The sequence below is a fragment of the Streptomyces sp. NPDC050549 genome (genome assembly GCF_040655035.1).
Taxonomy (GTDB): Bacteria; Actinomycetota; Actinomycetes; order Streptomycetales; family Streptomycetaceae; genus Streptomyces.
Window position 1 is genome coordinate 63062 of the sequence record NZ_JBFAJD010000041.1, and the last position, 26055, is coordinate 89116.

Below are 26055 nucleotides of genomic sequence, written 5' to 3' on the forward strand. Positions count from 1 at the left end.
CGAGACACCGTACGAGGTGAAGGGGCCGCAGCCCGAAGGCTGCGGCCCCTTCATCGTGCGGTGGGTCAACTCCCCTGTTTCGGCACGCCGTTCATCTTGGCGCGGTTCTCGGTGAGGAGTTCCTGTACGCGTTGTTCGATCTCGCGCGGGTCCAGGCCCAGGACGGCTCCGATGTGGGCCGACCACACCTCGGAGCGGAGGTTGGTCTCGAAGTCGAGGTCGGCTCGGACGTTCTCGCGGGTCGCCTGCCGGTTCTGGCTCACCATGACGAAGGTCGACAGGAAGATGGCCTCCAGGCTGACGATCATCGTGAGCAGTCCGTACGGGTACGGGTCGAAGATCCCGGCGTGCCCGAGGAGCCCTTCGTTGAGGGCGATCCAGACGGCGAACCACAGGGCGTGCAGATAGACGAAGAGCATGGTGCCGGCGAAGGCGGTGATGGCGTCGGCGACCCGGTCCTGGGTGCTGCGCATCCGGGCGAAGACGATCCGCTCCTGCCGCAGCCGCAGGTCGGCCGGGTTCAGCGCGGGGTCCACGGGCGCTCCCTGGGTTCGATGTGCACGGGGTCCGCCCTCAGGCTTTGAGGGTGACGCGGATGCCGACGGTGCCGTCGGGACCGCGGCGCAGCCGGCTGCCAAGGAGTGTCAGACGGCCGGTGAGACCGTACTTGCGCTTGATGAAGTTGCGGTAGCGCGCGGTGGTCTCGGCGTCGGTGAGTTCGGCGGTGCCGGGTACCTGGTTGCCGGTCGGGTTGCCGCGCAGGTCGCAGGGGCCCACGAGGACGTCGGCGCGGGCCCGGATGCGCTTCACCTTCCAGGAGTCGGCGACCGTCCACACCCCGAGGGTGTCGCCGTCGCGCACCACCCACACCGGGGTGGGGACCGGGGAGCCGTTCTTGCGGTAACTGGTGATCAGCAGGTACTGGCCTGCGCCGAGCCGGTCCAGCGGGGTCTCGTCCATGGTCGGCAGTCTAAGCACCCGAGGGTGCCCGCAGGAGATCGAGATACCGGCGGGCGAAAAGGTATGCGTCTCCGGGCCAGCGCGCCGACAGATAGCTGCCGTCCTGCACGACGAACGCGTGGGTGTCGTCGCTCGCGGTGCCGCGCCGGGTGAGCTCCCTGGGCCCGCGTTCGAACCGCGTGCCCGGGTCGTCGAGGGCGGCCCGCACCTCGTCCTCCACATAGGCGGGGTAGGTGCGGTAGTAGCGGCCGAGGCGCCAGGCAGTGGCCAAGTAGGCAGTGCGTTCCATGTACTTGGGCAGGCAGGTCGTACGACGGCCGGCGAGGACGCTGCGGCCGGTGGCCGGGTCCTGGGTGCGGGCGAGCACGAGGACGCCGTGGCAGATCGCGCCGACCCGACGGCCGAGTGCCCAGAACTCCCCCACTTTCGCCCGCAGTTGGGCCGAGCCGAGGTACTGGCGCATGCCGGGTGCGTGGCCGCCCGGCAGCAGCAGGCCGTCGAAGCCGGTCACGTCCACGTCCGCCCAGCCGACCGTGGCGCCGAACTCCGGTGCCTCGGTGAGCTGTTGGTAGAACCGCTTGGGTTCGTCCTCTGCGCCGAGCTGTCCGAAGAGAACACCGGTCAGCAGCCGGGGGTCCGCGGCGGGCCGGGTGCCGGCCCGCTCGGTGGCGAGGACGACCTCGTGCCCGGCGTCGGTGAGGAGCCGCCAGGGCACGGCGACCTCGGTGACGTCGAAGTCTCGGTCGGGGACCGGCATCAGCACACGCATGGGCCCATCATGGCAGCCGGGGCAGGTGTTCATGACAGCCCGGCCGTCCCGCTCACCCCAGCGCCGCCGCCATCCGCCGCACGGCCTCCGTGATCACCTCCGGGGACGTCGCCAGATTGAGTCTTACGTGTCCCGTGCCGCCCGTGCCGAAGTCGGGGCCGGGGCTCAGCGCGACCCGCCCCCGGCGCAGGAAGACGTCCGCCGGATCGTCGCCGAGACCGAGCGCGCGGCAGTCCAGCCAGGCGAGGTAGGTGGCCTCGCCGGGTCGGTATCCCACGGCGGGCAGGTGCTCGGCCAGCAGACCGGTCAGCAGTCTGCGGTTGTCGTCGAGGCCGGTCAGCAGGGCGTCCAGCCAGGCGGTGCCGTCACGCAGGGCGGCGGTGTGGGCGATGACGCCGACGTGACTCGGGCCGTGGCCGACCTCCTCGGGCATGCGAGCCAGGTCGGCGGCGAACGCGGGGCCCGCGACGGCCAGGGCGGCCTTGAGCCCGGCCAGGTTCCAGGCCTTGGACGCCGACATCAGCGACAGCCCGCGCTCGCCGCCCGGCACACTCAGATACGGCACGAAGCCGACGCCCGCTGCGACAACCGGTGCGTGGATCTCGTCGGCGACAACCCGCACGCCGTACCGCTCGGCGAGGGCGGCGACGGCGGCCAGTTCGGCGGCGGTGTGCACGGTGCCGGTCGGGTTGTGCGGGCTGCACAGGAGATAGGCGGCCCGCCGCCCGCCCTCGACCGCGCGCCGGAACGCGCCCTCCAGGGCGCCGAGGTCCAGGCGCAGATCCGCGCCCAGCGGCGCTTCCACGACCTGCCGGTCCATATGGGTCACGAACTGGAAGAACGGCGGGTACACGGGCGGGTTCAGCACCACCGGATCGCCCGGTCCGGTGACCAGCCGGAGCATCTCGACGACGCCCAGCATGACGTCCGGCACGATCCGGGTGCGTTCGACGGCGAGCCCGTCCCAGCCCCACCGCTTCTCCGCGAACGCGGCGAGTGCCTCCGCATAGGCAGTACCGGCGGGATAGCCGGTGTCCCCGAGGGCGAGCGCGTCCGTGACCGCGCGGACCACCGCTTCGGCGAGCGGCACGTCCATCTCGGCCACCCACACCGGCAGCACGTCCTCGGGATAGGTGCGCCACTTCATGCTGGTACGGCATCGGAGGCGGTCGAGGGTGAGCGCGCGCAGGGGATTCGGTTCACCGGCCGCGGCCTGCGGGTTGCTGGTCATGGGGCTCAAGATAGGGGGATCACGGCGCGTGGGCGACGGGCCGCGCCGGGCACAGCCGAGACCAACTCGGCCGTCCGGAGAGCCTGTTGCCGTCGGCGGCTGAAGCCGATCTTCCATCCGGTGAACGGGACGGTGCCGGGCCACGTATGGAGGAAGGGCACCTCAACGACCGGAGTGCCTCGCGGTGTTCGGCACCGCACGTTCGGGGTTCGGGAGCCAGGCATGAGGCACGCACGACGACGGGTCGTCCGGCGAGTGACACGGTTGACGGCCGTCGGCGGACTCCTGCTGGGAGGTGCCATGGTCACCCAGGCGGCCATGGCGAGCGACACCCCGGGCAGGTCCGCCGCCACGCTCAGCGCGCCACAGACGCCCGCGGACAAGGGTTCCGCTCTGGTGGCGAAGCTCGGTTCGGCCCGTACGGCGGGCAGTTGGGTCGACTCCGGCGGCCGTACGGTCGTCGCGGTGACCGACAAGGCGACGGCGGCCGAGGTGACGAAGGCGGGTGCCGAGGCGAAGGTCGTGCCGTACAGCATGAACCAGCTGAAGTCGGCCGCGAGCACGCTGAGTTCGGCGCCCAAGGTACCGGGCACCGCGTGGGCGATGGACTACCGGAACAACAAGGTGCTCGTGGAGGCCGACAGCAGTGTCTCCGCCACCAGCTGGGCCGCGATGACGAAGGTCGCGAAGAGCATCGGCGCCTCGGTGGAGATGCAGCGCACGCAGGGCAAGTTCACCACGCGGATCAACGGGGCGCAGCCCATCCTGTCGACCGGCGGCCGCTGCTCGGCGGGCTACAACGTGACCAACGGCCAGACCGACTTCATCCTCACGGCCGGGCACTGCGGCCCGGTCGGCTCGATCTGGTTCGCCGACAACCAGGGCGACCAGCAGCTGGGCAAGACGGTCTCCGACAACTTCCCCGGCAGCGACTTCTCCCTGGTGCAGTACGCGAGCGGCTCTGCGGGCGAGGGCGCGGACGTGGTCGCGATCGGCAACGGCAGCGGGGTGACGATCACCGGACTGGCCGACGCGGCCGTGGGCGAGAAGGTGTTCCGCAGCGGCAGCACCAGCGGGCTGCACGACGGCGAGGTGACCGCGCTCGACGCGACGGTGAACTATCCCGAGGGCACGGTGACCGGTCTCATCCAGACCACGGTGTGTGCCGAACCGGGCGACAGCGGCGGTCCGTTGTTCTCCAACGGCATCGCGCTGGGGGTGACCTCGGGCGGCAGCGGTGACTGCAAGGCGGGCGGTACGACGTTCTTCCAGCCGCTGACCAAGGCGCTGGCCGCGCTCAACGTCAAGCTGCTGGTGGCACCGAAGACGGCAGCCTCGCCCGCGCCCTCCGCCTCGGCCGCCGGCAGCGCGGCGGGCACCGGCTCGGTCACGCCCGGGACGTCTGCTCCGGCGACCAACACCACGGCGGGCACGACGACCCTGGCGTCCCGGCTCACTGACCCCAAGAACGTGGGGCCGGGTCTGCTGGTGATCGCGGGAAGTCTGATCGCGCTGGTGGCCACGCGCTGGATACGCGCGGAGCAGGACCGCAAGGCCTTCCAGCGGCACTATTCGGCGATGTGGGGCTGATCACGCGGGGAGTTCGTCGCGGGTGATCGGGGGTGATCGGGTCGGGTCGACGGGGGCTCGACCGGCTGGACCGAGGGTCACGAGGAAGGCCGGGCGACGGGATCCGAACGACATCTGCGCGTCGGCCGGGCGGCTGCTCTCAGGCCGCCGTGGCCGACTGAGGAGCCGCGGTGGCCCACTCCATCACCAGCCGCCGGTACTCCTCGCGCTGTTCGACGCTCAGTGTCCCGCCCGATCGGAGCCACAGGGCCCTGATCTCCTCGTTGACCTCGGCTGCCGATCGCTCGGTGGCTGATTCAACACGGGTGGACATGGTGTGAAGCATACGTCGCCGCAGGTGAAGGCGATGTGAGTAATCACGAGCCAATCGGACATATCGGACCGTGTTACTGATCACGTCCATCTGTCAAGCCCCGTAACGCATTTCACACCTCCGCCACACCCAGCACCAGCACCTGGATCGCCAGCACCGCCGCTCCGCGCGCCCAGTCGTGAAAGTCGGAGACCTTTGTCTCCACGTCGAGCGGGGCGGCCAGCGGGTGCCGGTGGGCGCGCAGTGCGTCGTCCACGATCTGCCCGGCCACGTCCATCAGGCCGACCCCCTCTCCGGCGAGAAGGATCTTCTGCGGCAGCACGAAGTTGGCGATCTGGGCGACCAGCACACCCAGCGCACGGGCCGCTTCACCGATCACCCGGGCGGACATGGGCTCACCGGCGGCGGCACCGGCGAGGATCTCCTCGTACGTCAGGTCCCGGCCGGTGGCGGCCTGGACCTGGTAGCGGATGCTGGGGATGGTCAACAGCGAGACGGCGCTGCCGCGTTCACCGGTGGGCGTGAGCGGGCCGTTGGGGTTCAGGATCCAGTGACGTCCGAAGCCGCGGTCCTCCTCCGCGTAGGGCACCCGCTCGCCCCCGAGCACCAGGCCGTAGCCGACACCCGCGCCGATGGTGAGGACCACGAAGCGGTCGAGGCCGCGCCCGGCGCCGAACCACGTCTCGGCCTCGACGAACGCGGCCACGTCGTTCTCCACGACGACCGGCAACCCGGTGCGCTCCTCGACCAGTTCGGCCAGCGGGACGTTGCTCCAGTGCAGGAAGGCCGACTCCCCCACCACGGCACGGTCCTGGACGAGACCGCCCACACCGACGCCCATGCCCGTGAGGGTGGGGAACCGGGCGGCGAGTTCGCCGGTCATCTCGGCGAGCAGGTCCGCGACTTCGGCCGGTTCGTGGGTGGTGAGCGGCCGGTCGAGGCGGGCGACGATCTCGCTCCTGAGGGTGGTGACGACGCCGTAGACCATGTCCTCGGTGACCTTGAACCCGAGGAAGGTGCGGGACTCGGCGACCACGTCGAGGGGTTGCGAGGGGCGGCCCTGGCGGACTTCGGCCGGGCTGCCGCCGTCGGGGACCTCGACCAGCAGGCCGGATTCGATCAGCGGTTTGGTCAGGCGGGTGAGGCTGCCCGCCGAGAGGTCTAGGCGCCGTGCGATGTCGGTGCGCGACAGCGGGCCGTGGACGAGCACCTCGATCGCCACGGAGCGTTCACCGGGGCTCAGCGGCTGCCAGCTGGCGGCACGTGTGGTCATGGGCGCCAGACTCCCACAAGCTAGATATTTTTGCTCTAGAAATAACTAGGCCACTCTATGACCGAAACCCTGCACAGAAAAGATGTATGCACGGCTATTGACGCCACGATTCTTTCGCGTCAAAAGTAAGTCACCCGAGGACGAGCCGTCGCAGACGAAGGAGTCTCCAGATGACCACCGCCTCAAGCAGCCCCCCGTTGCGCCCACCGCGGGCCCGTGAAGGCGGGGGCGACGGACGGCTGGCGGCGGTCTTCATCGCCCCGGCCCTGCTGGGCTTCCTGGTCTTCCTGCTCTGGCCGACCCTGCGGGGCATCTACCTGAGCTTCACCCGCTTCAACCTGCTGACGCCGGCGAAGTGGGTGGGCCTCGACAACTATGACCGGATGGTCCACGACCCCATCTTCTGGTCCTCGTTGAAGGTCACCGTCGAGTACGTGGTCATCAACATCGGCATCCAGACGGTGTCGGCCCTCGCCATCGCGGTCCTGCTCCAACGGCTCACCCAGTCCGCCCTGTTGCGCGGGATCGTGCTGACGCCGTATCTGATGTCGAACGTCGTCGCCGGCATCGTCTGGCTGTGGATCCTCGACACCCAGCTCGGGATCGGCAACCAGATCATCGGGGGACTCGGCTTCGACCACATCCCCTTCCTCGCCGACAAGACCTGGGCGATCCCGACGATCGCCCTGATCAACGTGTGGCGGCACGTCGGCTACACCGCGCTGCTGCTGTTCGCCGGGCTGCAGGCCATCCCGAACGACATGTACGAGGCGGCGAAGGTGGACGGCGCGGGCGAGTGGCGCATGTTCTGGCGGATCACGATGCCGCTGCTGCGACCGGTCCTCGCGGTCGTGCTGATCATGACGGTGATCGGTTCGTTCCAGGTGTTCGACACGGTCGCGGTGACCACCGCGGGCGGCCCGGCCAACGCGACGAACGTGCTCCAGTACTACATCTACGGCTCCGCCTTCGGGCGCTTCCAGTTCGGCTACGCGTCCGCGATGTCCGTGGCCCTGTTGATCGTGCTGAGCGCGATCACGTTCCTCCAGTACCGGATCACCCGCGCCGGCCAGACCGACCTCGGCTGACCGGGAGGAGACGACATGGCCACCCTGACCACCACGCCCGACACACCCACGACGACCGAGCGCGCGACTGTACGGCCGCCCCGGCGCCGGATCTCCGTCGGCAAGGTCGCCGCCTGGGCCGCGATGACCGCGATCATGCTGATCACCCTGCTGCCCTTCTACTGGATCCTGCGCACCGCGCTCTCCACGAACACCGGCCTCGCCGCCCACCCCTCGGACCCGCTGCCGGTCGACTTCACCACCGGCGGCTTCGAGCGGGCACTCGGCCTCCAGTCGACCAAGGAGGCCATCGCGCAAGGCGGTTCGGGCGGCGGACTCACGTTCTGGCGCTATCTGCTCAACTCGGTGATCGTCTCGACCCTGGTCACCGTCTGCCAGGTGTTCTTCTCCGCGATGGCCGCCTACGCCTTCGCCCGGCTCCGCTGGCGCGGCCGGGACCGGATGTTCGGGCTGTTCCTGGCCGGGCTGATGGTGCCGGCGATCTTCACCCTGCTGCCGAACTTCGTCCTCATCAAGCAACTCGGGCTCGTGGACACCCTGTTGGGGATCGCCCTGCCGACGATGTTCATGACGCCGTTCGCGGTGTTCTTCCTCAAGCAGTTCTTCATGAACATCCCGCGCGAGGTCGAGGAGGCAGCCCTGCTCGACGGCGCGGGCAAGGTCCGCGTCTTCTTCCGGGTCCTGCTGCCGATGGCGTCCACGCCGATCCTGACGCTGGGCGTGCTGACGTACATCACGTCCTGGAACGACTACTTCTGGCCGCTGATGGTGTCCTACAGCGACAGCTCGCGTGTGCTGTCGGTGGCGCTGGCCATCTTCCGTTCGCAGACCCCGCAGACCGGCTACGACTGGTCGGGCCTGATGGCGGCGACCCTCATCGCCGCGCTCCCGATGCTGGTGCTCTTCTCGGTGTTCGCGCGCCGCATCGTCAGCTCCATCAGCTTCACCGGAATCAAGTAAGGGGCAGGACATGCGATTTCGTACGGTCATGGCACTGACCGGAGCGCTCGCGCTGTCCCTGGCGGCGGGCTGCGCCAAGGGCGACTCGGTGGGGTCGGCCTCGAACACGGTGACGTACTGGCTGTGGGACTCCAACCAGCTCCCCGCCTACCAGGCCTGCGCGAAGGGCTTCGAGCAGCAGAACCCCGGACTCAAGGTGAAGATCACGCAGTTGGGCTGGGCCGACTACTGGACCAAGCTCACCGCGAGCTTCATCGCGGGCACCCAGCCGGACGTGTTCACCGACCACATCCAGAAGTTCGGCCAGTTCGCCGACCTGAAGGTGCTGCAACCGCTGGACGACCTCGGTATCAGTGACGCCGCCTACCAACCCGGGCTCGCCGCCAACTGGGTGGGCCAGGACGGTCATCGCTACGGCGCCCCGAAGGACTGGGACACGGTCGCCCTCTTCTACAACCAGAAGATGGCCAAGGCGGCGGGACTGAGCGCCGACCGCCTCAACAGCCTCTCCTGGAACCCGACGGACGGCGGCACCTTCGAGAAGGCCATCGCCCACCTCACCGTCGACAGGAACGGCAAGCGCGGCGACGAGCCGGGCTTCGACAGGAAGCACGTCACGACGTACGGCCTCGCCAGCGGCGGCGCGGGCGACGCCGACGGCCAGACGACGTGGAGTCCCTTCACCGGGTCCGCCGGCTGGAACTACACCGACAAGAAGCGCTGGGGCACCGAGTACCAGTACGACAGCAAGACCTTCCAGTCCGTGGTCAAGTGGTACTTCGGGCTGGCGAAGAAGGGCTATCTCGCGCCGTACACGGACTACAGCGACGGCGCCAACCCGGCCAACGCGCAGATCGCCTCGGGCAGGGCGGCGACCTCCTTCGACGGTGCGTGGATGATCTCGACGTACTACGCGGCGAAGGGCGTCAAGGTCGGCACGGCGTTCACCCCGACCGGACCGAGCGGTGAGCGGGCGACCATGATGAACGGTCTCGCCGACTCGATCACCAAGAAGGCGCACAACAAACCCGGCGCGGAGAAGTGGGTCAAGTACCTCTCCTCCGACGAATGCCAGAAAACGGTCGGCAGTTACGGAATCGTGTTCCCCGCGGCCCCCGACGGCACGGACACCGCCGTCGCCGCCTACAAGAAGAAGGGCATCGATGTCACGGCCTTCACCAGGCCGGTCTCCGACAAGAAGGACTTCACCACCTTCTCCTATCCGATCACCAACTACGCGGCGGACGTGTACGCGTTGATGCACCCCGCCATGCAGGACGTCTACGCCAACGACGCACCGGTCAGCGGACTGGGCAGGACCAACAAGCAGATCAACTTCATCCTCGGTCAGTGACACGTCGGTCGACGACCGATGTGTCAGCGACATCCTCGTCAGAGAAGGACACGCACCTATGACGTTCTCCCTCGGCATCGTCGGAGCAGGCCAGTTCTCCGGTCAGTTCGCCAGACTGTTCCAGGCCCACCCGGGCGTGAGCGAGGTCCATGTGACCGACCTCCTGCCGGAGCGGGCGGAGCAACTGGTCGCCGAACAAGGGCTGGCGGGCACCTTCCCCTCGTACGAGGCGATGCTGGAGTCGAAGGCCGTCGACGCCGTCGCGATCTTCACCCAGCGCTGGACGCACGGCCCCCTAGTCCTCCAGGGGCTCGGCGCCGGCAAGCACGTGTACTCCGCGGTCCCCATGGCGATCAGCAGGGAGGAGATCGCGGCGATCATCGACGCGGTCAAGGCCACCGGACTGACGTACATGATGGGCGAGACCAGCCAGTACAACCCGGCGACCGTGCACGCCCGCAACCAGATCGCGGAGGGCGCCTTCGGGCGGATCTTCTACGCCGAGGGCGACTACGTCCACGACATGGATCTGGGGTTCTACGAGGCGTACCAGTACAGCGGCGGCGACAACTGGAAGGCCACCGCCAGCTATCCGCCGCTCCTGTACCCGACGCACTCGGTGGGCGGGGTGCTCGGCGCCTGGCAGACGCACGCGGTGAGCGTGTCCGCGCTCGGGGTGGTCGACGAGCGCGGGGACGGGGTCTTCGACCGGGAGGTCAGCCAGTTCGGCAACGACTTCTCCAACGCGACCGCGCTGTTCGAGGTGGCGGGCGGCGGTTCGTTCCGTACGAACGAGTTCCGGCGGGTGGGTTATCCCTCTCAGATCCGGGAGTCGCGTTTCCGGTTCTTCGGCACGGACGCCAGCATGGAGCAGCTCGCAACGGTGGCCTTCTGGCAGGACAAGAAGGGGGTGAAGGACATCAGCGAACTGCTGGAGCCCAAGCCCACCATGTCTCCTGACGATCCGTCACTCCAGCACATCGCGCCGGACCTCCGGGCCGCCTTCACCTCCGGCTCGGCCCCGGTGCACGACCGGTCGCGGCTGCCAAGGGAGTTCGACAACCTGCACAACGGCCACGAGGGCAGCCACCACTTCCTGGCGGACGACTTCGTGACCGCGGTCAACTCCCGCACCCTGCCGTCCGTGAACGCGTGGGTCGCGGCCCGTTACACCCTGCCGGGCATCGTCGCGCACGACTCGGCACGGCAGGGCGGGGCGAGGCTGGAGATCCCGGACTTCGGGGACGCGCCCGAGTAACGGCGTTGAGACGCAGGCCGGGTGACTGACTGTCAGGTGCCCGGCTTGCGGCCGTACACGAAGACGTCGTCGCCGTTCTTCAGCAGCGACCAGTACTTCTTCGCGGTGGCCGGGGTCATGTTGACGCAGCCGTGCGAGCCCGGCGGGTTCCACATGCTGAGGTTGACCGAGTGGAAGGCCTGGCCGCCGTCGAAGAACTGGCTGTAGGGCATGGGCACGTTGTAGATGTTCGAGACGTGGTCGATGTCCCGCCAGTAGATCTTCTTCAGTCCGGTGCGGGTCTCGTAGCCGTTGCGGCCGGTGCGCACCGGGACCGGGCCGTAGACGAGCCGGCTGCCGTCCTGGATCCAGCTGATCTGGAGAGTGAGGTTGACGCAGGCGATACGGCCCTTGTTCGTGGGGCACTTGCCGGCCGCGTTGGGCTTGTTGCCCACGGCCTTCTGCTTGTTCATCAGGTCCATCACGCCCCAGGTGACGGAGCCCGCGTAGCCGATGTTCGGCGTGATGCCGTGCTTGGTCTGGAAGGCCCGGATGGCCTTGCAGTCGGCGGCGGACTGCTTGCCGTCGACCGGCCGGCCGAGGAACTTCTCGACCTGCTTCTGGTACGGCCCCGCCTGCGTCGTACAGCTCGTCGCCGCCTGCGCCGGCATGCTGCCCAGCGCGAGCGTGAGCGGTGCCACCAGCCCGGTGATACCGAGCACTACGGCACCACGTCTGCGTATGTCCCCCATGACCTGCCCTTTCCCTTGCCCCGGTACTTCGATCTCAGCCAACTAGACCGGTGTGCGGGGGCCCGGGTTGTAGGACGGGTCACGCTGCGACGAAACGGTGACAATCCTCGCCACTCAGGTGCCCCGCCGGCAGCCGTCGGCCGTACGCGACCAGGAGCAGGTCCTGGGTCCGGCCGTGCAAGGGTATGCCGATGCCGAAGGACCAGTCGAGGTCGTCGGCGCACAGCCGGACGCCGTCGAGGTCCGTCCCGAAGAGGCGGAAGGCCCTGGGGTCGACGGCGTCCAGGACGATCCGCAGGCGGTCCTCGGGGACACTGCGGTCGAGGCCGAGCGCGACCGTGATGTCCAGGCCGTGGACGACGTCGTGACCGAGGGCCGCCGCGATACCGCCGACGGGCGGCTTCCAGGGGTGGTGCGCGTGCTCGCGGAGAAACCCGGCGAGTTCCCGGTCGGTGTACTCGGCCACGTCCCGGCGGGCCAGCCGGTCGGTCGTGCGGGGCAGACTGCCGCGCGACTTGGCCAGCTCCCACAGCACCCTGCCGGTCGGGTACCGGAAGCCCATCGACAGATGCGCCGCCACCTCACGCACCCGCCATCCCGCGCACAGACTCGGCGCCTCCCACTGCGCCGGCGTCAGGGTGTCCAACAAGTCGGCCAGCTCCCGGCGTTCGGCCGCGATGGCCGTGGTGATGTGGTGCGTCGTGGTCCCCATGGGTCCAGGCTCCCGCCGCCCGATCCATAAGTCCAAGAGCCGGTTCGTCTCGCAACCAGCATTGCCGCTTATGGAGTTGAGGCAGCTGCGGTACTTCGTGACGGTCGTCGAGGAGGCCAGCTTCACCCGGGCCGCAGAGCGGCTGCATCTCGCTCAGCCCGGGGTGAGCGCGCAGATCCGGCAACTGGAAAGGGAGTTGGGCCAACCCCTGCTGGACCGGTCGGGCCGGACGGTGCGGCCCACGGAGGTCGGCGCGGCCGTACTGCCGTACGCACGGGCCGCTCTCGCAGCCGTCGAGGAGGTGCGGCAGACGGCGGCGAAGTTCGGCGGGCTGCTGCGCGGGCGGGTGGCGATCGGGCTGGTGCCCGGGGCGCTGGGCCATCACACGGACGTGCCCGCGCTGCTCGCCGACTTCCACGAAGCGCATCCCCAGGTGGAGATCACCCTCACCGAGGACACCTCGGACCGGATGCTCGCCACGCTGCGCCACGGGGAGCTCGACATCGCCGTGGCGGGCCTGCCCGACCCCGAGCCGGCACCGGGCCTCGCGCACCGGATCGTCATCGACGAACCCCTGGTCGCGGCGGTGGCCCCGGGTCGTCCACTGCTCGACGAACACCGCGGCCGTACGTCCGTCCCGCTGACCGCGCTGCGCGGGCACCGGTTGATCTGCCTGCCCCGGGGGACGGGAGTACGCGGAGTGCTGGACCGGCTGTGCGCCGAGGCGGGTTTCCGGCCCAGCGTCACCTGCGAGGCGGCGGCCCCGGACGCGCTGCTGCGACTCGCCGAACGGGGGCTCGGGGTGGCCGTGGTCCCACGCCCGCAGGATGCCGCCGCACCGGAGCCGCCGGGAGCGCTGCGGATGCTCCGTGTCGAAGACGCCCGGGCACGGGGGCGGGTCGCGGTGGTCTGGCGCACGGACGGCCCGGCGGGCCCGGCGGCGCGGGCGTTTCTGGCGGCCTTGCGGGAGAGTTTGCCCGGACGGGACCAGTAGGGACCATCGGTCCACTTTCCTCGGAGTGGACCGATACCCGGCCCGCCGCCTCCGCCTACGCTGCCGCCCATGCACAGCGCTCTCGCCGACGATCTCGCCCGGCTTCCCGAACTCCTCCAGTCCGCCCGTGACTTCGCCGCCCGTGAGCTGGCCGGTGTGGCCGTGCGGCCGGTCGTCCACCCCGGAAAGGCACCCGATCAGGACCCGCTGCCGGCCGACGGGACCGGCGCCGAGGGCGCTCTCGCGCGGTTCGCCGAGCGGTGGGCACCCGGTTTCTCCGGGTCGGCGGGCCCGCGCTACCTCGGCTTCGTCACGGGCGGTGCCACGCCCGCTTCGGTCGCCGGGGACTGGCTGACCAGCGCGTACGACCAGAACGTGTCCGGCGCGGCCGGTTCCTGGGCGGCGGCCCTGGAGCGGGAGACGGTCGGCTGGCTGCGCGAGCTGTTCGGGCTGGACGAGGCGCACTCCGGGGCCTTCGTGACCGGTGCGACCGTGTCCAACACCGTGGGGCTCGCCGTCGCCCGCGAGTGGCTCGGCGAGCGGCTGGGCGTGGACGTGTCCCGGGAGGGTGCGGCCGCGCTCGGCCCGGTCGACGTGCTCTCCGGGAGCCCGCACTCCAGCGTCACCAAGGCGCTGTCCGTACTGGGCATCGGCCGGGACCGCCTGCGGCAGGTGCCCGCGCTCGCCGGAAACCGTGAGGCCGTCGACGTGGCCCGACTCGACGCCGCCCTGGCCGGGTTGGGCGGCCGCCCGGCGATCGTGGTGGCGAACGCCGGCACCGTGAACACCGTCGACTTCGACGACCTGCGGGCCATCGCGGCCCTCAGGGAGCGGCACGACTTCTGGCTGCACGTGGACGCGGCGTTCGGCGGTTTCGCCGCGCTCTCCCCCGCCCACGCCCACCTCGTCGACGGACTCGGCGCGGCGGACTCGGTCTGTGTCGACCTGCACAAGTGGCTCAACGTGCCCTACGACGCGGCCGTCCAGTTCACCCGCCGCCGCGACCTGCAGACCAGGGTGTTCCACAACTCCTCCCCGTACCTCGGCCTGCCGACCGGCGACCCTGACTTCCTCCACCTCACTCCGGAGAACTCGCGGCGGCTGCGCGCCCTCCCGGCCTGGTTCTCCCTCCTGGCCTACGGTCGCGCCGGGCACCGCGAGATCGTCGAGCGCAACGTCGCCCTCGCCCACCGCCTCGGCGAGGGCATCGCCGCGCTCCGGGGCCTGCGGCTGTCGGCGCCGGTCCGGCTGAACGTCGTCTGCTTCACCCTCGCCGAGAACCCGACGCAGGAACGGGTGGCAGCGATGGCGGAGGCCGTCGCCGCCTCCGGCGAGGCGTTCCTGACCCCGACGGTGTACGACGGGACGCCCGCGTTGCGCGCCGCGTTCAGCAACTGGCGTACGTCCGAGGCCGATACGGACCGGGTGCTGGCGACGCTGGCCTCACTGCCCCTCTGAAAGAGCCTGTCGGAAGCCTGTGTTGACCGCGGTGACACCGCCGTCCACGGTGAGCGTGGTGCCGGTGATCCAGGAAGCGTCGCGCGAGGCGAGAAACGCGACGGCCGCGGCTATGTCCTCGGGCTCACCGACCCGGCCGAGCGGATACAGCCCGCTCACCGCGTCGAGGTCGGCGTCCCGGCCCTCCCACGCGGAGGTGCGGACCGTGCCGGGCACCACCAGGTTGACCCGCACACCCCGGCGGGCGGCGTGTCCGGCGAGGGTGCGGGTGAGCGACACGAGTCCGGCCTTGGCCGCGCTGTAGGCGTGGTTGCCGAAGTCCTGGGCCCCGTTGACGGAACCGATGCTGACGATCGCCCCGCGTCCGGAGGCTGCCAGGTGCGGGAGTGCGGCGCGGCAGCAGCGGAACGTTCCCGTCAGCGTGATGTCGAGGTCACGCGCCCACTCGTCGTCCGGTTCGTCCTCGAAGCGCGGGACGTCGGGCGTGCAGTGCGCGGCGCAGTTGACCAGGACGTCGAGCGACCCGAAGGTGTCGACGGCGTGCGCGACGGCTCGCTCGACCGCCCCCCGGTCCCCCACGTCGCAGCCCAACGCCTCGGCCACCAGCCCGAGTTCACGCAGGTCCGCCGCCGTCTTCTCCGCCTCGGGCAGATCGGTGTCGGTCACCAGAATCCGTGCGCCCTCCTCACCGAGCCGCCGGGAGATGGCCGCGCCGATGCCGCGGGCCGCTCCGGTGACGAGAACTCCGTACCCCGCGAAGCGCGTTGTGTCAGTCATGGGCTCGAACGTACTGCCGTAGCGATCAACTCGGCAGATAGCGTGCGGACATGAACGCGTTCATACAGCAACTGCCTGCGCTGATCGGTGTGGTGATCGGTGCGCTCGGCTCGTACGTGGCGATCGTGCGGGGTGAGCGGGTGAGGTTCCACCGTGAGCGGGAGGCTCGTTGGGAGGAGCGGCGGCTCGCGGTGTACACCGACTACGCACGAGTCCTGAAGCAGACGGTCACGCTCACCTACCGGGTCGCGTCCCACTTCCGCAACGACCCGCACCCCCACCCGCTCACGCCCCAGGAGGCGGCACCGATGATCGCCGAGGCCGCGCTGGCCCGCGACCCGGCCGGAGAGACTCTGCTCATGCTGGGCAGCCCGGAGGTGGTGGCGAAGGCCCGGGTGTGGGTCACCTCGGTGCTGGCGATGGAGCGGTTCCTGCGCGAGGGCAGGCACGATCCGCAGACCTGGCAGGAGCTCCTGGAACGACAGCGGGAAGGGCGCCAGGGTTACTACGCGGCCGTACGTGACGATCTGGCCCTGCCACCAGGTCACTCGGCCGCCTGGGTACTGCCGCCCGTGGGCCCCGTCTGAGCTCACCGGTACCCGGTCGCATCCGCCGGCTTCCCCACGTCCTGCACCTCCACCAGGTACCGCCACGCGTCCGGCCGGCTCCCGTCGAGGTCCGTGAAGCCGTACACCGGGGCGAGTCCCCCGCTGGACAGCGACTGCCCGTTCCAGCGGGCGACTCGGGGGTCGGTCGCGAGGGCGGTGACGGCGCGGCCGACGTAGCGCGGGGTCTCCGAGACGGCGAAGTGCGGGACGCGGTCGAGGGCGTCGCGCCAGTTGTCCTCCCGTACGCCGAACTGGTCGAGCATGATCTCCGAGCGCAGCCAGCCGGGGGTGAGCGCCACGGCGGTGGCGCCGCGCGGGCCGAGTTCGTGGCCGAGGGCGAAGGCCATGCGCAGGACGGAGGACTTGGCGAGGTCGTAGAAGAAGGAGACGCGGTAGGTGTCGCGATTGTACTCGGCGGTGCCGTCGGTGACCTCGACGACCAGGCCGCCGGGCCTGCGCAGCAGCAGGGGCAGGGCGTGGTGGCTGGTGATCGCGTGTGTCTCGACCGCGAGCCTGAGGAGCCGGAGCCCCTTGTCGAGGTCGTGTTCCCAGACCGGGGTGTCCCAGCCGAAGAGGTGCTCGCCGCCCCAGATGTCGTTGACGAGGACGTCGAGGCGGCCCTGCTCGTCGTCGACGCGGTCGACCAGGGCCCGCACGGCGGCGGGTTCCAGGTGGTCGGTGGGTACGGCGATGCCCCGGCCACCGGCCGCGGTGACGAGGTCGGCGGTGTCCTCGATCGTCTCGGGCCGGTCGTACTCGGAGCGCCGGGCGCGGGTGGTGCGGCCGGTGACGTAGACAGTGGCGCCGGCCGCGCCCAGCTCCACGGCGATCCCTCGTCCCGCTCCGCGCGTCGCTCCCGCGACCAGCGCGACCTTGCCTTCCAGTGGGCCCGGCATGTCCGACCTCCCGTGCTCGTTCGACGTGTCTCATGTCGATCGTGCACGGGAAGCCGGACATCTTCTGTCGGGATTGCTTCCGAGGCGTCAGTGGCCCCGCGCGATCCACTCCTCCAGGTGCGCCGCCTCGGCGCCGACCGTGGTCGAGTCGCCGTGTCCGGTGAGCACCTTCGTCTCCGGCGGCAGGGTCAGCAGCCGGTCGCGGATGGAGTCGATGATGGTCGGGAAGTGGGAGTACGACCGTCCCGTGGCGCCCGGGCCGCCGTGGAAGAGGGTGTCGCCGGTGAAGACCGTGCCGAGCCCGGGGTCGTAGAGGCAGACCGCGCCGGGCGCGTGCCCGGGCGTGTGCAGGACCTTGAGGTCGGCGCCCGCGGCCTCGATCACCTGGCCGTCGGCGAGATGCGCGTCGGGGTCCCGGTCGGGGTGGGTCTGCTTCCACAGGGGCAGGTCGTCGGGGTGCAGCCAGATCGTGGCGCCGGTGCGGTCCGCGAGGGCGGGGGCGGCGTCGATGTGGTCGTTGTGGGCGTGGGTGCAGATGATGGCGGTCAGTCTGCGGTCGCCGATCGCCTCGACGATGGCGTCCGCGTCATGGGCCGCGTCGATCACGACGACCTCGTGGTCGTCGCCGACGATCCACACGTTGTTGTCGACGTCCCAGGTGCCGCCGTCGAGCGTGAACTGCCCGGAGGTGACGAGGTGTTCGATGCGCGCGGCCATCAGAGCACCACCACCGAACGCAGCACGTCGCCGCCGTGCATCCGCTCGAACGCCTTCTCCACCTCGTCGAGTTGGACCGTCTCGGTGACGAACGCACCGAGGTCCAGGCGTCCTTGCTGGTGCAGGTCGATCAGCATCGGGAAGTCACGGGAGGGCAGACAGTCGCCGTACCAGGACGACTTGAGGGAACCGCCGCGCCCGAAGACGTCCAGCAGCGGGAGTTCGAGCTTCATCTCGGGCGTCGGGACGCCGACGAGGACGACCGTGCCGGCGAGATCACGGCCGTAGAAGGCCTGCTTGTACGTCTCCGGGCGGCCGACCGCCTCGATGACGACGTCGGCGCCGAAGCCGCCGGTCAGTTCGCGGATCGCCTCGACGGCGTCGGACGTCTTGGAGTTCACGGTGTGGGTGGCGCCCATCGAGCGGGCCTTCTCCAGCTTGCGGTCGTCGATGTCGACGGCGATGATCCGCGCCGCGCCCGCGAGCCGGGCCCCGGCGATCGCCGCGTCGCCGACGCCACCGCAACCGATGACGGCGACGCTGTCACCGCGCCCGACGTTCCCGGTGTTGATCGCCGCGCCGATACCGGCCATCACGCCGCAGCCGAGCAGCCCGGCGACGGCCGGGGAGACGGCCGGGTCGACCTTGGTGCACTGCCCGGCCGCGACCAGCGTCTTGTCGGCGAAGGCGCCGATGCCGAGGGCCGGGGAGAGTTCCTGGCCGGTCGAGGCGAGGGTCATCTTCTGCTTCGCGTTGTGGGTGTTGAAGCAGTACTGCGGCCGGCCGCGCAGACAGGCCCGGCAATTGCCGCACACCGCACGCCAGTTGAGGATCACGAAGTCACCCGGGGCGACGTCGGTGACGCCCTCGCCGACCGACTCCACGATCCCCGCCGCCTCGTGCCCCAGCAGGAAGGGGAAGTCGTCGCTGATGCCGCCCTGCTTGTAGTGCAGGTCGGTGTGACAGACCCCGCAGGCCTGTACCTTCACCACGGCCTCACCGGGTCCGGGATCGGGTACGACGATCGTCTCGACCCGGACCGGTTCGTTCTTTCCCGGCGCGATCACGCCGCGCACTTCCTGCGCCATGGTCCTGAACCCTTTCGTCGATCGTTGTCCCTGCCTGAGACCCTACGCGTGACTGATCGGTAAGGGCACGACGGAGGCTCGACAGCGTCGGCGCCGGCCGACGTAGCCTGAATGCTCCGACCGCATCCCGGGGAGCGCCGTGGGCATCGCAGGGACTCGGAGCGACCGGCCGGCCTGGCGGCTGCTCCTCGACTACGTACGACCGCACCGCTGGGCCCTGTTGGCGGGCGCGCTGCTCTCGCTGGTCACCGGCGGCACCGGGCTGCTGCTGCCGCTGGTCGCACGGGGACTCATCGACGACCTGTCGCACGACCGGACGATCACCGGGGCGCTGCTCGCGATGTCGGCCCTGGTGGTCGCCAACGCGGCGGTGGGCGCGCTGGGTTCGTACGTGCTGCGGCGCACCGCCGAGTCGGTGGTGCTCGGCGCGCGGCGCGCCCTGTCGTCGTATCTGCTGCGACTGCGGATCAGCGCGGTGGACCGCAGCGAGCCCGGCGACCTGATGGCCCGCATCACCTCCGACACCACGCTGCTGCGCGAGGTCACCACCGACTCACTGGTGGGCCTCGGCACCGAAGGGCTCATCCTCGTCGCGACGGTGGTGATGATGGGGCTGGTCGACCCCGTGCTGCTGGCCGTCACCCTCGGCGTGATCGTGGGCGCGGGCACCGTGCTCAGTGTGATCGTGCCGCGCATCAACCGGGCCAGCCGGCAGGCGCAGGACGCGATCGGTGTGATGGGTGCCTCGCTGGAGCGGATCCTCGGCGCGCTGCGCACGGTGAAGGCGTCCGGCGCCGAGGACCACGAGGAGCGCACCCTGCACGCGGCGGCCGAGGAGTCGTGGCGGCAGAGCATCCGCGCCGCCAAGTGGGCAGCGGCGGCGGGCAACACGGCCGGCCTGTCCATGCAGATCGCGTTCATCACCGTCCTCGCGGTGGGCGGAGCACGCGTGGCGACGGGCGCGATAGACGTCGGCACGCTGGTCGCCTTCCTCCTCTACGTCTTCTACCTCATGATGCCGATCCAGCAGGTCGTCGGCGCGATCACGCAGTACCAGACGGGCGCTGCGGCCCTCTCCCGCATCCAGGAGGCGCTGCAACTCCCCGCCGAACCCCCGTCCCTCCCCGCCCGGTTGCCCTCCCCCGGCGCCGCACCCGCGGCCCTCGCCTTCGACGACGTCCGCTTCCGCTACGCCGACGACCTGCCCTACGTCCACCACGGCGTGACCTTCTCCGTACCGGCCCAGGGCATGACGGCGTTCGTCGGCCCGTCCGGCGCCGGCAAGACCACCGTGTTCTCCCTCATCGAGCGGTTCTACGACCCCGAGTCCGGCGCCATCACCCTCGACGGCCGGGACCTCGCGGACTGGGAGCTGTCCGGGCTCCGTTCCGCCATCGGCTATGTGGAGCAGGACGCACCGGTTCTCTCGGGCTCCCTGCGCGACAACCTGCTGCTCGGCAATCCGGACGCGAGCGCGGACGACGTCACCCGCGTCCTGAAGACGACCCGTCTCGACGGTCTGGTCGCCCGGCTGCCGAAGGGTGTCGACCCCCTGGTCGGCCACCGCGGCACCCGCCTCTCCGGCGGCGAACGCCAGCGCGTCGCGATCGCCCGCGCCCTGCTGCGCCACCCGCGGCTGCTGCTCCTGGACGAGGCGACCTCGCAGCTCGACGCGGTCAACGAGGCGGCCCTGCGCGACACCGTCGCCGATGTGGCGCGTACGACGACGGTCCTGGTCGTCGCGCACCGGCTGTCCACGGTGACGATGGCCGACCGGATCGTCGTCATGGACGCGGGCCGGGTCCGCGCGGTGGGTACGCACCGGGAGCTGGTGGCCGCCGACCCGCTCTACGCGGAGCTGGCGGCCACCCAGTTCCTCGCCACGGCGGGCTGATCCCGCTCCACGACTGAGGGCCGCCCGTTTCCGGACGGCCCTCAAGGTCTGCGCGCTGCGCGGTCCCGCTACTCGACGGCGGGGAGGAGTCCCGTGACCGGCGCGGCCATGTCGGTGACCTGGTGCAGCTGCTGGAGGTCGTTGAGGTGGTTCAGCGCCTTCATCTGGTCGGCGACCTTCGGGATCTGCGCCTGGTGCTCGGCGGGGATCTCGCTGACCGCGAGCGAGTCCAGCAGGGCGACCGGGCTGACCTTGCCGTCCTTGAAGGCGGGCGCTTCGGCGGCGTTCGCCATCGGCGCGACGAGGCCGGTGACCCCGACGGCGAGACCAACGGCGGCGGCAATACGTCGTGTTGAGATCATGCTTCCAGCAACGCGGAGGGTAGCCGCCCGGTCACGGGCACCGGTCGCCGCTCACCCGTCAGGCGGATCGCGCCGCTCGGTTTGCCGACCCCGGCGCGACGGAGGAGTCTCGTAGGAGAGGCCCGCGCGGCTCGCTCCTGTTCGGGCCGCGGCCCTCCGAGGAGGTAACCATGGGCACCGCGGCACGCCCCGGCTTCGACACCGAAGCCCTGCGCCGGGGCATCGAAGATCACACAGCGGCGACACTTCTGTCGCTCTATGCCGACGACGCCGAGATCCACGTCGTCGACCACCAGACGCAGCCCAGCAACCCCAAGGTCCTGCACGGCAGGGACGAGATCGGCGCCATGCTCGCCGACGTCTACAGCCGCGACATGACGCACAAACTGGAGGAGTGCGTCGTACAGGGGGACCGAGTCGCCTACAGCGAGTCCTGTCAGTACCCGGACGGGACCCGAGTCCTGGCCGAGTCGATGCTCGTACTGGACGACGGCAAGATCACCCGTCAGACCATGATCCAGGCATGGGACGGCTAGCGCGACTGGTGCCGAAGGTCCGGGTCACCACCCGGCTGACCTGGACCTTCTCGGCCAGCACGGTACCCGTCGGCCCCGCTAGGACTCGACGGCGAGCACCAGTTTCCGCAGCAGGTCTGCGAGCGTCCGGCGCTCTGCTGGGGTCAGTGCTGCGAGCAGCGCGAGCTCGCCCGCTTCCTCCGCCGCCACGTGCTCCTCGAGGACTGCGTTTCCGGCGTCGGTGAGGCGCACCCGCACCCGCCGCCGGTCCCCCGTCTCATGGGTGCGGACGATCAGGCCCGCCTCCTCGACGGCCGCCAGCCGCGCGGAGAGCGCCCCACGGGTCAGCCCCAGCAGCTCCGCCAGGTGTGACGGGCTCGTCTCGTACGGTGGCCCGAGCCTGCGCAGCATGAGCAGCACCTTGAACTGCCACTGCTTGAGCCCGTCGGCGTCGAGCACGTCACGCCGCGTCCGACCGGCATGGCGGGCCAGGATCGCCAGCCGGAAGAAGATCTCCTCCTTCACCGGGTCCATCCAGGCGAGTTCCTTCAACCAGAGCGCCACGTGCCGGTCGACCGAGTCCTCCACCGTCTGCCTCCCGCAGTGGTTTTCTTGTGGATAGTTTTTCGCATAACTACCTTCCCCGCCATGACATCCACAGCGAACACGGTCGTCCCCGTCGAGGAACTCATCGCCGCAGCCCACGAGTTGAGCGTCACGGGACGATGGGAGCGCGCCTCCCGCCTCCTGGACGCATGCACCACCGACGGACCGGACCCCCGGGCGCGAATCGCCCGCGCCGCTGCCCAAGTGGCCCTGGAACAGGACTGGTTCGCGGGCACGGACACCGCGACGGCACGTATCGAGGCGGCCGGGAAGGAGTTCCCGGGCGGCGACTGGGACGTGGACTTCGCGCGACTGCGGAACACCTACCGACGGCTGCTCGTCGTCGACGGCCGGCTCCGGTTGGGCCCGGCCGGGAAGGACCCGCAAGCCCTCACCTCCCTGCTCCGCGAAGCGGAGTCGCTGCGGGACGACGCCCCGGACGAGGGGCGCCGGGGCTGGGCGGAGATGTACCTCGGCCTGATCACGGACAACCACTTCGCCGACCTGACGAACGCACCCTCCCACTACATGTCCGCGCTGCGCGCCGCCGAGTCGGGCGAGGACCCGCTGCTGGCCCGAGAGGCCCTGCGCCACCTGGGCGACCACGACCACGACGCCGGTGACCACGAACTGGCCCTGAATCGCTGGCGCCGGGCTGCCACGCTCGGCGCAGGCGCGGGTACGGTCCCCGGCACACTCTCCCAGCAGCTGCTGCTCGCCGTCCTGGCCAGGGACTCCGGCGACGAGGCCGGGGCCAGGGCACTCGCGACGGAGGTCGCCCGCTGGGCGGAGGCCATCGGGGCGCCACGCCTCGCGGCCCAGGCCCGGGACTTCCTGACCGGTGTCGACCCGACGCAGCCGCCCGCCGAGAGCGGGTCCTGACGGCCGTAGAACTCTCTCGGTTAGGCTGTTCGTGGGTCGTGACTGGCGCTGAGGTGGAGCACCACCGTGGAGCGGCCCACGCGGAGTGAATGCCGTGCGCCTGGGCGATCGGTCAACCAGCTCAGGAGTGGATCATGTCCCAGGCACGGCTCATGGACGGCAGCGCGCTCGCCCGGCGCATCGTCGAGGACACCGCGAAACAGGCCGCCGACCTCACGGAACGCACCGGTACGGCGCCCTGTCTGGCGACGGTTCTGGTCGGCGCCGACCCGGCCTCCGTCACCTACGTCCGGATGAAGCAGAACCGCAGCCGCAAGGCCGGCATCGAGTCCCGGCACGTCGAACTCCTCGCCACCACGACCACCGCCGAACTGGTCGCGACCCTCACCACGCTCTCCGCCGACCCCACCGTCCACGGCATCCTGCTCCAGCACCCGATGGGTGAACACATCGACGAGCGGGCCGCGTTCGAGGCGATCGCGCCGGAGAAGGACGTCGACGGCGTCACCTTCGCGTCCTTCGCGGCGATGAGCTTCGGTCTGCCGGGCTTCGTGTCCTGCACGCCCGGCGGCATCATGCGGCTGCTCGACGAGTACGACGTCGACCCGTCCGGCAAGCGGGCCGTCGTCGTGGGCCGCAGCGCGATCCTCGGCAAGCCGGCAGGCATGCTGCTCCTGGCGCGCGACGCGACGGTCACCTACTGCCACTCCCGCACCCGTGACCTGTCGGCGGCGGTCCGCGAGGCGGACATCGTGGTCGCGGCGGTGGGGCGCCCCCGGCTGATCCGCGGCGAGGACATCAAGCCGGGCGCGGTCGTGCTCGACGCGGGCTACAACGCGGGCAACGTCGGCGACGTCGACTTCGACTCCGCCGCCGAACGTGCCTCACTGATCACGCCGGTGCCGGGCGGCGTCGGCCCGATGACGATCGCCACGCTCCTGGAACAGACCGTGACGGCCGCGGCCCGGCAGCTCGGGGTGTGATCAGCGCGTCCACGCGCTGTAGTCCATGACGTCCCCGGCCTTGACGCCGTACTCGGGCTGGTCCTTCGTGAAGGTGCTCTCCATCCCGAGGACGGCGCCGGTGGCCGGATCCATGATCAGCATCAGGCGGCTGCCCGACTGCCGATACACATAAGCCTCCCCGCGCCGCCCGAGGCGGTCGGTCACCTCCCCCACCGGCCGCAGCCCGTCCGCCCCCGCGAGCAGCCGCGCCAACGCGGCCGACTCACGCGCCCCCAGCGTCCAGTGATCCAGCAACTCCCCAACAGCGGCGAGAAGTTCGGGAGTGGTCAACGGCGTCTTGCTGTACGTGGCCTCCTGGAGGTACGCCCGCAGTCCCGCCACGTCGTGCGGGGGCCGGGCCTCGGGCGGGACATCGCTCCAACTCGGCGGATACGTCGTCTCCTTGACGACATGCCCGTCCTCGACGACACGTTCCGTATGGCTGTCGTCCCCGTTCCAGCGCACGATGCGTTCCTCGGGGATGGTGACCGGTGGTTTGTCGTCGGACATGCCGAGACTCCAAGACTGCACATGAGTTCCCTTGCGCAGAGCGGGATTTCCGTCGACCGCGACCGCCGCGGCGAGAGCGGCGAGCTGTCCCAGGGACACGGGCGTGGAGTTCGCCTGCACGACCAGAGGGCGGGGCGCCGCCACGGCGGGAGTGCCGCTCGGTCCGCCCAGCAACAGCGTGAACACGGTGGCCACTACGGCGACTCCGGCCACGAGACTCCAGAGCAGCCGACGACGCCGTTCGTTCAGCAGCCGGTTGAGCCGACGTGAGGCGTGGTGGTCCAGAGGTCCATCGCCGTAGAAAGGCCCGTCCACCGTGAACGGATTGGCGCTGCGCAGGAGTTCGAGCTCATCAGCCATGGCGATACTCCTCCGGTCCACCTGTAGTGCCCCAAAGGGGCGCGGGGAACTGCGCGACCGGCCACGACGGCGCGGCAGAAGACTCGATCAACACCCCGCACCGCCAAGCACCACGAGCCGGTCGATCTCCGCCCTCAACCGACGCCGCGCCCGATGCAACCGCATGGCCGCAGCCCGCACACCGCACCCCAGAACCACGGCGACCTCCTCCACACCCAGCTCCTCCCACGCAGTCAGCCGCAGTACCTCCTGATCGGCCGGCGACAGCCGCGCGAGCGCCTCGTGCACCCAGGAACCAGGCGTCTCCGCGTCGGGCCCGGCAGCCACCTGCCGCCCGTGCGCGCTCTCGTCGTTGCCCAGCCGATGGACAAGCCGACGGCGACGTCCATACCCCCGCACCGCGTTGGCCAGGCAGTTCCGGGCAACGCCGTACAGCCAGGGCAGCGGGGCCTGCGGCAGGTCCGCACGGCGGCGCCAGGCGACGGTGAAGACCTCCGCCACCACTTCCTCCACCTCACCGCTCCGCCCGTCCAGTCGCCGGGCAACGTAGCGGCTGACCGCCCAGTAGTGCTCGCGATAGGCAGCGGCGAAGATCTCGTCGTTGCTCATGTTCCGTTCGTGTCCGGCACCCGGGCGATCGTCACACCCGTTCTCGTGATTCTCGTCGCGCCCGTCGAGTGTGACGGGCGGCCGGGGGGCGGACACAGGCGGGGCGTGAGAGACCTCAAGAGCATCAAGTGGCTGACGACCACGGATCACAAGACGATCGGCACGCTGTATCTGGTCACGGCGTTCGGGTTCTTCCTGATCGGCGGCGTCATGGCGCTCCTCATGCGCGCCGAACTCGCCAGACCCGGACTGCAGATCATGTCCAACGAGCAGTTCAACCAGGCGTTCACGATGCACGGCACGATCATGCTGCTGATGTTCGCGACGCCGCTGTTCGCCGGTTTCACGAACTGGATCATGCCGTTGCAGATCGGCGCGCCCGACGTGGCGTTCCCGCGGCTGAACATGTTCGCCTACTGGCTCTACCTCTTCGGCTCGACCATCGCGGTGGGCGGCTTCCTCACCCCGCAGGGCGCGGCCGACTTCGGCTGGTTCGCCTACTCCCCGCTGTCGGACGCGGTCCGCTCGCCGGGCAT

Annotated in this window: 29 protein-coding genes and 1 riboswitch; of the genes, 13 read left to right on the top strand and 16 right to left on the bottom strand. The window is 70.3% G+C overall.

Features of this window, described 5'->3' with window-relative positions:
- Window positions 1-65 precede the first annotated feature (65 nt).
- From AB0I51_RS39455 to AB0I51_RS39470, 4 genes are read right to left on the bottom strand one after another with little or no spacing between them, the layout of a single operon-like run.
- A complete protein-coding gene (locus AB0I51_RS39455) occupies window positions 66-536 on the bottom strand; it encodes a DUF1003 domain-containing protein (RefSeq protein ID WP_362983204.1) in 471 nt (156 codons plus the stop codon).
- A gap of 37 nt (window positions 537-573) precedes the next feature.
- Window positions 574-960, bottom strand: coding sequence for a PPOX class F420-dependent oxidoreductase (locus tag AB0I51_RS39460; RefSeq protein WP_362983205.1), 387 nt, complete (start codon window positions 958-960; stop codon window positions 574-576).
- 10 nt (window positions 961-970) lie between these two features.
- The gene (locus AB0I51_RS39465) at window positions 971-1729 is read right to left on the bottom strand and encodes a type 1 glutamine amidotransferase domain-containing protein (RefSeq protein ID WP_362983206.1); all 759 of its coding nucleotides are present in this window, start codon (window positions 1727-1729) and stop codon (window positions 971-973) included.
- Window positions 1730-1781: 52 nt separating this feature from the next.
- On the bottom strand, window positions 1782-2960 hold the full coding sequence (locus AB0I51_RS39470) for an aminotransferase class I/II-fold pyridoxal phosphate-dependent enzyme (protein ID WP_362983207.1): 1179 nt from the start codon (window positions 2958-2960) through the stop codon (window positions 1782-1784).
- Window positions 2961-3182: 222 nt separating this feature from the next.
- On the opposite strand from AB0I51_RS39470, the gene AB0I51_RS39475 reads away from it, so the two are divergent.
- Window positions 3183-4550 (top strand): S1 family peptidase, encoded by a 1368-nt coding sequence (locus AB0I51_RS39475; protein WP_362983208.1) that lies wholly within the window; start codon window positions 3183-3185, stop codon window positions 4548-4550.
- 139 nt (window positions 4551-4689) lie between these two features.
- Here AB0I51_RS39475 and AB0I51_RS39480 read toward each other — a convergent pair whose 3' ends face one another.
- On the bottom strand, window positions 4690-4875 hold the full coding sequence (locus AB0I51_RS39480) for a hypothetical protein (protein WP_362983209.1): 186 nt from the start codon (window positions 4873-4875) through the stop codon (window positions 4690-4692).
- A 100-nt stretch (window positions 4876-4975) separates the two neighbouring features.
- A complete protein-coding gene (locus tag AB0I51_RS39485) occupies window positions 4976-6136 on the bottom strand; it encodes an ROK family transcriptional regulator (protein ID WP_362983210.1) in 1161 nt (386 codons plus the stop codon).
- A 170-nt stretch (window positions 6137-6306) separates the two neighbouring features.
- Here AB0I51_RS39485 and AB0I51_RS39490 point away from each other — a divergent pair, with 170 nt between their 5' ends.
- From AB0I51_RS39490 to AB0I51_RS39505, 4 genes are read left to right on the top strand one after another with little or no spacing between them, the layout of a single operon-like run.
- On the top strand, window positions 6307-7224 hold the full coding sequence (locus AB0I51_RS39490) for a sugar ABC transporter permease (protein ID WP_362983211.1): 918 nt from the start codon (window positions 6307-6309) through the stop codon (window positions 7222-7224).
- Window positions 7225-7239: 15 nt separating this feature from the next.
- A complete protein-coding gene (locus AB0I51_RS39495) occupies window positions 7240-8184 on the top strand; it encodes a carbohydrate ABC transporter permease (RefSeq protein WP_362983212.1) in 945 nt (314 codons plus the stop codon).
- A 10-nt stretch (window positions 8185-8194) separates the two neighbouring features.
- Window positions 8195-9538 (top strand): sugar ABC transporter substrate-binding protein, encoded by a 1344-nt coding sequence (locus AB0I51_RS39500; protein WP_362983213.1) that lies wholly within the window; start codon window positions 8195-8197, stop codon window positions 9536-9538.
- Between the two features lie 58 nt (window positions 9539-9596).
- Window positions 9597-10796 carry a Gfo/Idh/MocA family oxidoreductase gene (locus tag AB0I51_RS39505; RefSeq protein ID WP_362983214.1) on the top strand — a complete coding sequence of 400 codons (1200 nt, stop codon included), beginning with the start codon at window positions 9597-9599 and terminating at the stop codon, window positions 10794-10796.
- Between the two features lie 32 nt (window positions 10797-10828).
- Here AB0I51_RS39505 and AB0I51_RS39510 read toward each other — a convergent pair whose 3' ends face one another.
- Window positions 10829-11527 carry a L,D-transpeptidase gene (locus AB0I51_RS39510; protein ID WP_362983215.1) on the bottom strand — a complete coding sequence of 233 codons (699 nt, stop codon included), beginning with the start codon at window positions 11525-11527 and terminating at the stop codon, window positions 10829-10831.
- Window positions 11528-11606: 79 nt separating this feature from the next.
- A complete protein-coding gene (locus AB0I51_RS39515; protein ID WP_362983216.1) occupies window positions 11607-12239 on the bottom strand; it encodes a maleylpyruvate isomerase family mycothiol-dependent enzyme in 633 nt (210 codons plus the stop codon).
- A 70-nt stretch (window positions 12240-12309) separates the two neighbouring features.
- Here AB0I51_RS39515 and AB0I51_RS39520 point away from each other — a divergent pair, with 70 nt between their 5' ends.
- Window positions 12310-13233 (top strand): LysR substrate-binding domain-containing protein, encoded by a 924-nt coding sequence (locus AB0I51_RS39520; RefSeq protein ID WP_362983217.1) that lies wholly within the window; start codon window positions 12310-12312, stop codon window positions 13231-13233.
- Window positions 13234-13302: 69 nt separating this feature from the next.
- On the top strand, window positions 13303-14691 hold the full coding sequence (locus AB0I51_RS39525) for a pyridoxal-dependent decarboxylase (protein ID WP_362983218.1): 1389 nt from the start codon (window positions 13303-13305) through the stop codon (window positions 14689-14691).
- Here the strand turns inward: AB0I51_RS39525 and AB0I51_RS39530 are convergent.
- On the bottom strand, window positions 14677-15468 hold the full coding sequence (locus tag AB0I51_RS39530) for an SDR family NAD(P)-dependent oxidoreductase (RefSeq protein ID WP_362983219.1): 792 nt from the start codon (window positions 15466-15468) through the stop codon (window positions 14677-14679). The two genes, AB0I51_RS39525 and AB0I51_RS39530, sit on opposite strands and share 15 nt — an antisense overlap.
- 50 nt (window positions 15469-15518) lie before the next feature.
- On the opposite strand from AB0I51_RS39530, the gene AB0I51_RS39535 reads away from it, so the two are divergent.
- Window positions 15519-16055, top strand: coding sequence for a hypothetical protein (locus tag AB0I51_RS39535; RefSeq protein ID WP_362983220.1), 537 nt, complete (start codon window positions 15519-15521; stop codon window positions 16053-16055).
- 2 nt (window positions 16056-16057) lie between these two features.
- On the opposite strand, the gene AB0I51_RS39540 is transcribed toward AB0I51_RS39535, so the two are convergent.
- From AB0I51_RS39540 to AB0I51_RS39550, 3 genes are all read right to left on the bottom strand, one after another.
- Window positions 16058-16972 carry an SDR family oxidoreductase gene (locus AB0I51_RS39540; RefSeq protein ID WP_362983221.1) on the bottom strand — a complete coding sequence of 305 codons (915 nt, stop codon included), beginning with the start codon at window positions 16970-16972 and terminating at the stop codon, window positions 16058-16060.
- 87 nt (window positions 16973-17059) lie between these two features.
- The gene (locus AB0I51_RS39545; RefSeq protein WP_362983222.1) at window positions 17060-17689 is read right to left on the bottom strand and encodes an MBL fold metallo-hydrolase; all 630 of its coding nucleotides are present in this window, start codon (window positions 17687-17689) and stop codon (window positions 17060-17062) included.
- Window positions 17689-18777, bottom strand: a complete 1089-nt coding sequence (locus tag AB0I51_RS39550) for an S-(hydroxymethyl)mycothiol dehydrogenase (RefSeq protein ID WP_362983223.1) — start codon at window positions 18775-18777, stop codon at window positions 17689-17691. Before AB0I51_RS39550 ends, AB0I51_RS39545 begins: the two co-directional genes overlap by 1 nt.
- Before the next feature lie 139 nt (window positions 18778-18916).
- Here AB0I51_RS39550 and AB0I51_RS39555 point away from each other — a divergent pair, with 139 nt between their 5' ends.
- The gene (locus AB0I51_RS39555; protein ID WP_362983224.1) at window positions 18917-20671 is read left to right on the top strand and encodes an ABC transporter ATP-binding protein; all 1755 of its coding nucleotides are present in this window, start codon (window positions 18917-18919) and stop codon (window positions 20669-20671) included.
- 68 nt (window positions 20672-20739) lie between these two features.
- Here AB0I51_RS39555 and AB0I51_RS39560 read toward each other — a convergent pair whose 3' ends face one another.
- Entirely contained in the window at window positions 20740-21033 is a 294-nt protein-coding gene (locus tag AB0I51_RS39560) for a hypothetical protein (protein ID WP_262058655.1), read from the bottom strand.
- Window positions 21034-21203: 170 nt separating this feature from the next.
- On the opposite strand from AB0I51_RS39560, the gene AB0I51_RS39565 reads away from it, so the two are divergent.
- Complete coding sequence (locus AB0I51_RS39565; protein ID WP_362983225.1) at window positions 21204-21569, top strand: nuclear transport factor 2 family protein; 366 nt, start codon at window positions 21204-21206, stop codon at window positions 21567-21569.
- A 78-nt stretch (window positions 21570-21647) separates the two neighbouring features.
- On the opposite strand, the gene AB0I51_RS39570 is transcribed toward AB0I51_RS39565, so the two are convergent.
- Window positions 21648-22136, bottom strand: a complete 489-nt coding sequence (locus AB0I51_RS39570) for a MarR family transcriptional regulator (RefSeq protein WP_362983226.1) — start codon at window positions 22134-22136, stop codon at window positions 21648-21650.
- Window positions 22137-22196: 60 nt separating this feature from the next.
- Between AB0I51_RS39570 and AB0I51_RS39575 the strand changes: the two genes are divergently transcribed.
- Together AB0I51_RS39575 and AB0I51_RS39580 are read left to right on the top strand one after the other, a co-directional pair.
- On the top strand, window positions 22197-23036 hold the full coding sequence (locus tag AB0I51_RS39575; RefSeq protein ID WP_362983227.1) for a hypothetical protein: 840 nt from the start codon (window positions 22197-22199) through the stop codon (window positions 23034-23036).
- A gap of 28 nt (window positions 23037-23064) precedes the next feature.
- Window positions 23065-23149: riboswitch (ZMP/ZTP riboswitch) on the top strand.
- Between the two features lie 21 nt (window positions 23150-23170).
- A complete protein-coding gene (locus AB0I51_RS39580) occupies window positions 23171-24019 on the top strand; it encodes a bifunctional 5,10-methylenetetrahydrofolate dehydrogenase/5,10-methenyltetrahydrofolate cyclohydrolase (protein ID WP_362983228.1) in 849 nt (282 codons plus the stop codon).
- Here the strand turns inward: AB0I51_RS39580 and AB0I51_RS39585 are convergent, their stop codons facing one another.
- The gene (locus tag AB0I51_RS39585) at window positions 24020-24910 is read right to left on the bottom strand and encodes a CU044_5270 family protein (RefSeq protein WP_362983229.1); all 891 of its coding nucleotides are present in this window, start codon (window positions 24908-24910) and stop codon (window positions 24020-24022) included.
- 87 nt (window positions 24911-24997) lie between these two features.
- Window positions 24998-25519 carry a sigma-70 family RNA polymerase sigma factor gene (locus AB0I51_RS39590; protein WP_362983230.1) on the bottom strand — a complete coding sequence of 174 codons (522 nt, stop codon included), beginning with the start codon at window positions 25517-25519 and terminating at the stop codon, window positions 24998-25000.
- Window positions 25520-25624: 105 nt separating this feature from the next.
- Here AB0I51_RS39590 and AB0I51_RS39595 point away from each other — a divergent pair.
- The coding region (locus AB0I51_RS39595; protein ID WP_362983231.1) for a cbb3-type cytochrome c oxidase subunit I at window positions 25625-26055 on the top strand (431 nt) is incomplete at its 3' end.

Bases quoted from the DNA above. Each gene is read 5' to 3' on its own strand.
- AB0I51_RS39460 (WP_362983205.1), bottom strand. From the start codon at position 960: ATGGACGAGACCCCGCTGGACCGGCTCGGCGCAGGCCAGTACCTGCTG.
- AB0I51_RS39465 (WP_362983206.1), bottom strand. From the start codon at position 1,729: ATGCGTGTGCTGATGCCGGTCCCCGACCGAGACTTCGACGTCACCGAG.
- AB0I51_RS39470 (WP_362983207.1), bottom strand. From the start codon at position 2,960: ATGACCAGCAACCCGCAGGCCGCGGCCGGTGAACCGAATCCCCTGCGC.
- AB0I51_RS39475 (WP_362983208.1), top strand. From the start codon at position 3,183: ATGAGGCACGCACGACGACGGGTCGTCCGGCGAGTGACACGGTTGACG.
- AB0I51_RS39480 (WP_362983209.1), bottom strand. From the start codon at position 4,875: ATGCTTCACACCATGTCCACCCGTGTTGAATCAGCCACCGAGCGATCG.
- AB0I51_RS39485 (WP_362983210.1), bottom strand. From the start codon at position 6,136: ATGACCACACGTGCCGCCAGCTGGCAGCCGCTGAGCCCCGGTGAACGC.
- AB0I51_RS39490 (WP_362983211.1), top strand. From the start codon at position 6,307: ATGACCACCGCCTCAAGCAGCCCCCCGTTGCGCCCACCGCGGGCCCGT.
- AB0I51_RS39495 (WP_362983212.1), top strand. From the start codon at position 7,240: ATGGCCACCCTGACCACCACGCCCGACACACCCACGACGACCGAGCGC.
- AB0I51_RS39500 (WP_362983213.1), top strand. From the start codon at position 8,195: ATGCGATTTCGTACGGTCATGGCACTGACCGGAGCGCTCGCGCTGTCC.
- AB0I51_RS39505 (WP_362983214.1), top strand. From the start codon at position 9,597: ATGACGTTCTCCCTCGGCATCGTCGGAGCAGGCCAGTTCTCCGGTCAG.
- AB0I51_RS39510 (WP_362983215.1), bottom strand. From the start codon at position 11,527: ATGGGGGACATACGCAGACGTGGTGCCGTAGTGCTCGGTATCACCGGG.
- AB0I51_RS39515 (WP_362983216.1), bottom strand. From the start codon at position 12,239: ATGGGGACCACGACGCACCACATCACCACGGCCATCGCGGCCGAACGC.
- AB0I51_RS39520 (WP_362983217.1), top strand. From the start codon at position 12,310: ATGGAGTTGAGGCAGCTGCGGTACTTCGTGACGGTCGTCGAGGAGGCC.
- AB0I51_RS39525 (WP_362983218.1), top strand. From the start codon at position 13,303: ATGCACAGCGCTCTCGCCGACGATCTCGCCCGGCTTCCCGAACTCCTC.
- AB0I51_RS39530 (WP_362983219.1), bottom strand. From the start codon at position 15,468: ATGACTGACACAACGCGCTTCGCGGGGTACGGAGTTCTCGTCACCGGA.
- AB0I51_RS39535 (WP_362983220.1), top strand. From the start codon at position 15,519: ATGAACGCGTTCATACAGCAACTGCCTGCGCTGATCGGTGTGGTGATC.
- AB0I51_RS39540 (WP_362983221.1), bottom strand. From the start codon at position 16,972: ATGCCGGGCCCACTGGAAGGCAAGGTCGCGCTGGTCGCGGGAGCGACG.
- AB0I51_RS39545 (WP_362983222.1), bottom strand. From the start codon at position 17,689: ATGGCCGCGCGCATCGAACACCTCGTCACCTCCGGGCAGTTCACGCTC.
- AB0I51_RS39550 (WP_362983223.1), bottom strand. From the start codon at position 18,777: ATGGCGCAGGAAGTGCGCGGCGTGATCGCGCCGGGAAAGAACGAACCG.
- AB0I51_RS39560 (WP_262058655.1), bottom strand. From the start codon at position 21,033: ATGATCTCAACACGACGTATTGCCGCCGCCGTTGGTCTCGCCGTCGGG.
- AB0I51_RS39565 (WP_362983225.1), top strand. From the start codon at position 21,204: ATGGGCACCGCGGCACGCCCCGGCTTCGACACCGAAGCCCTGCGCCGG.
- AB0I51_RS39575 (WP_362983227.1), top strand. From the start codon at position 22,197: ATGACATCCACAGCGAACACGGTCGTCCCCGTCGAGGAACTCATCGCC.
- AB0I51_RS39580 (WP_362983228.1), top strand. From the start codon at position 23,171: ATGTCCCAGGCACGGCTCATGGACGGCAGCGCGCTCGCCCGGCGCATC.
- AB0I51_RS39585 (WP_362983229.1), bottom strand. From the start codon at position 24,910: ATGGCTGATGAGCTCGAACTCCTGCGCAGCGCCAATCCGTTCACGGTG.
- AB0I51_RS39590 (WP_362983230.1), bottom strand. From the start codon at position 25,519: ATGAGCAACGACGAGATCTTCGCCGCTGCCTATCGCGAGCACTACTGG.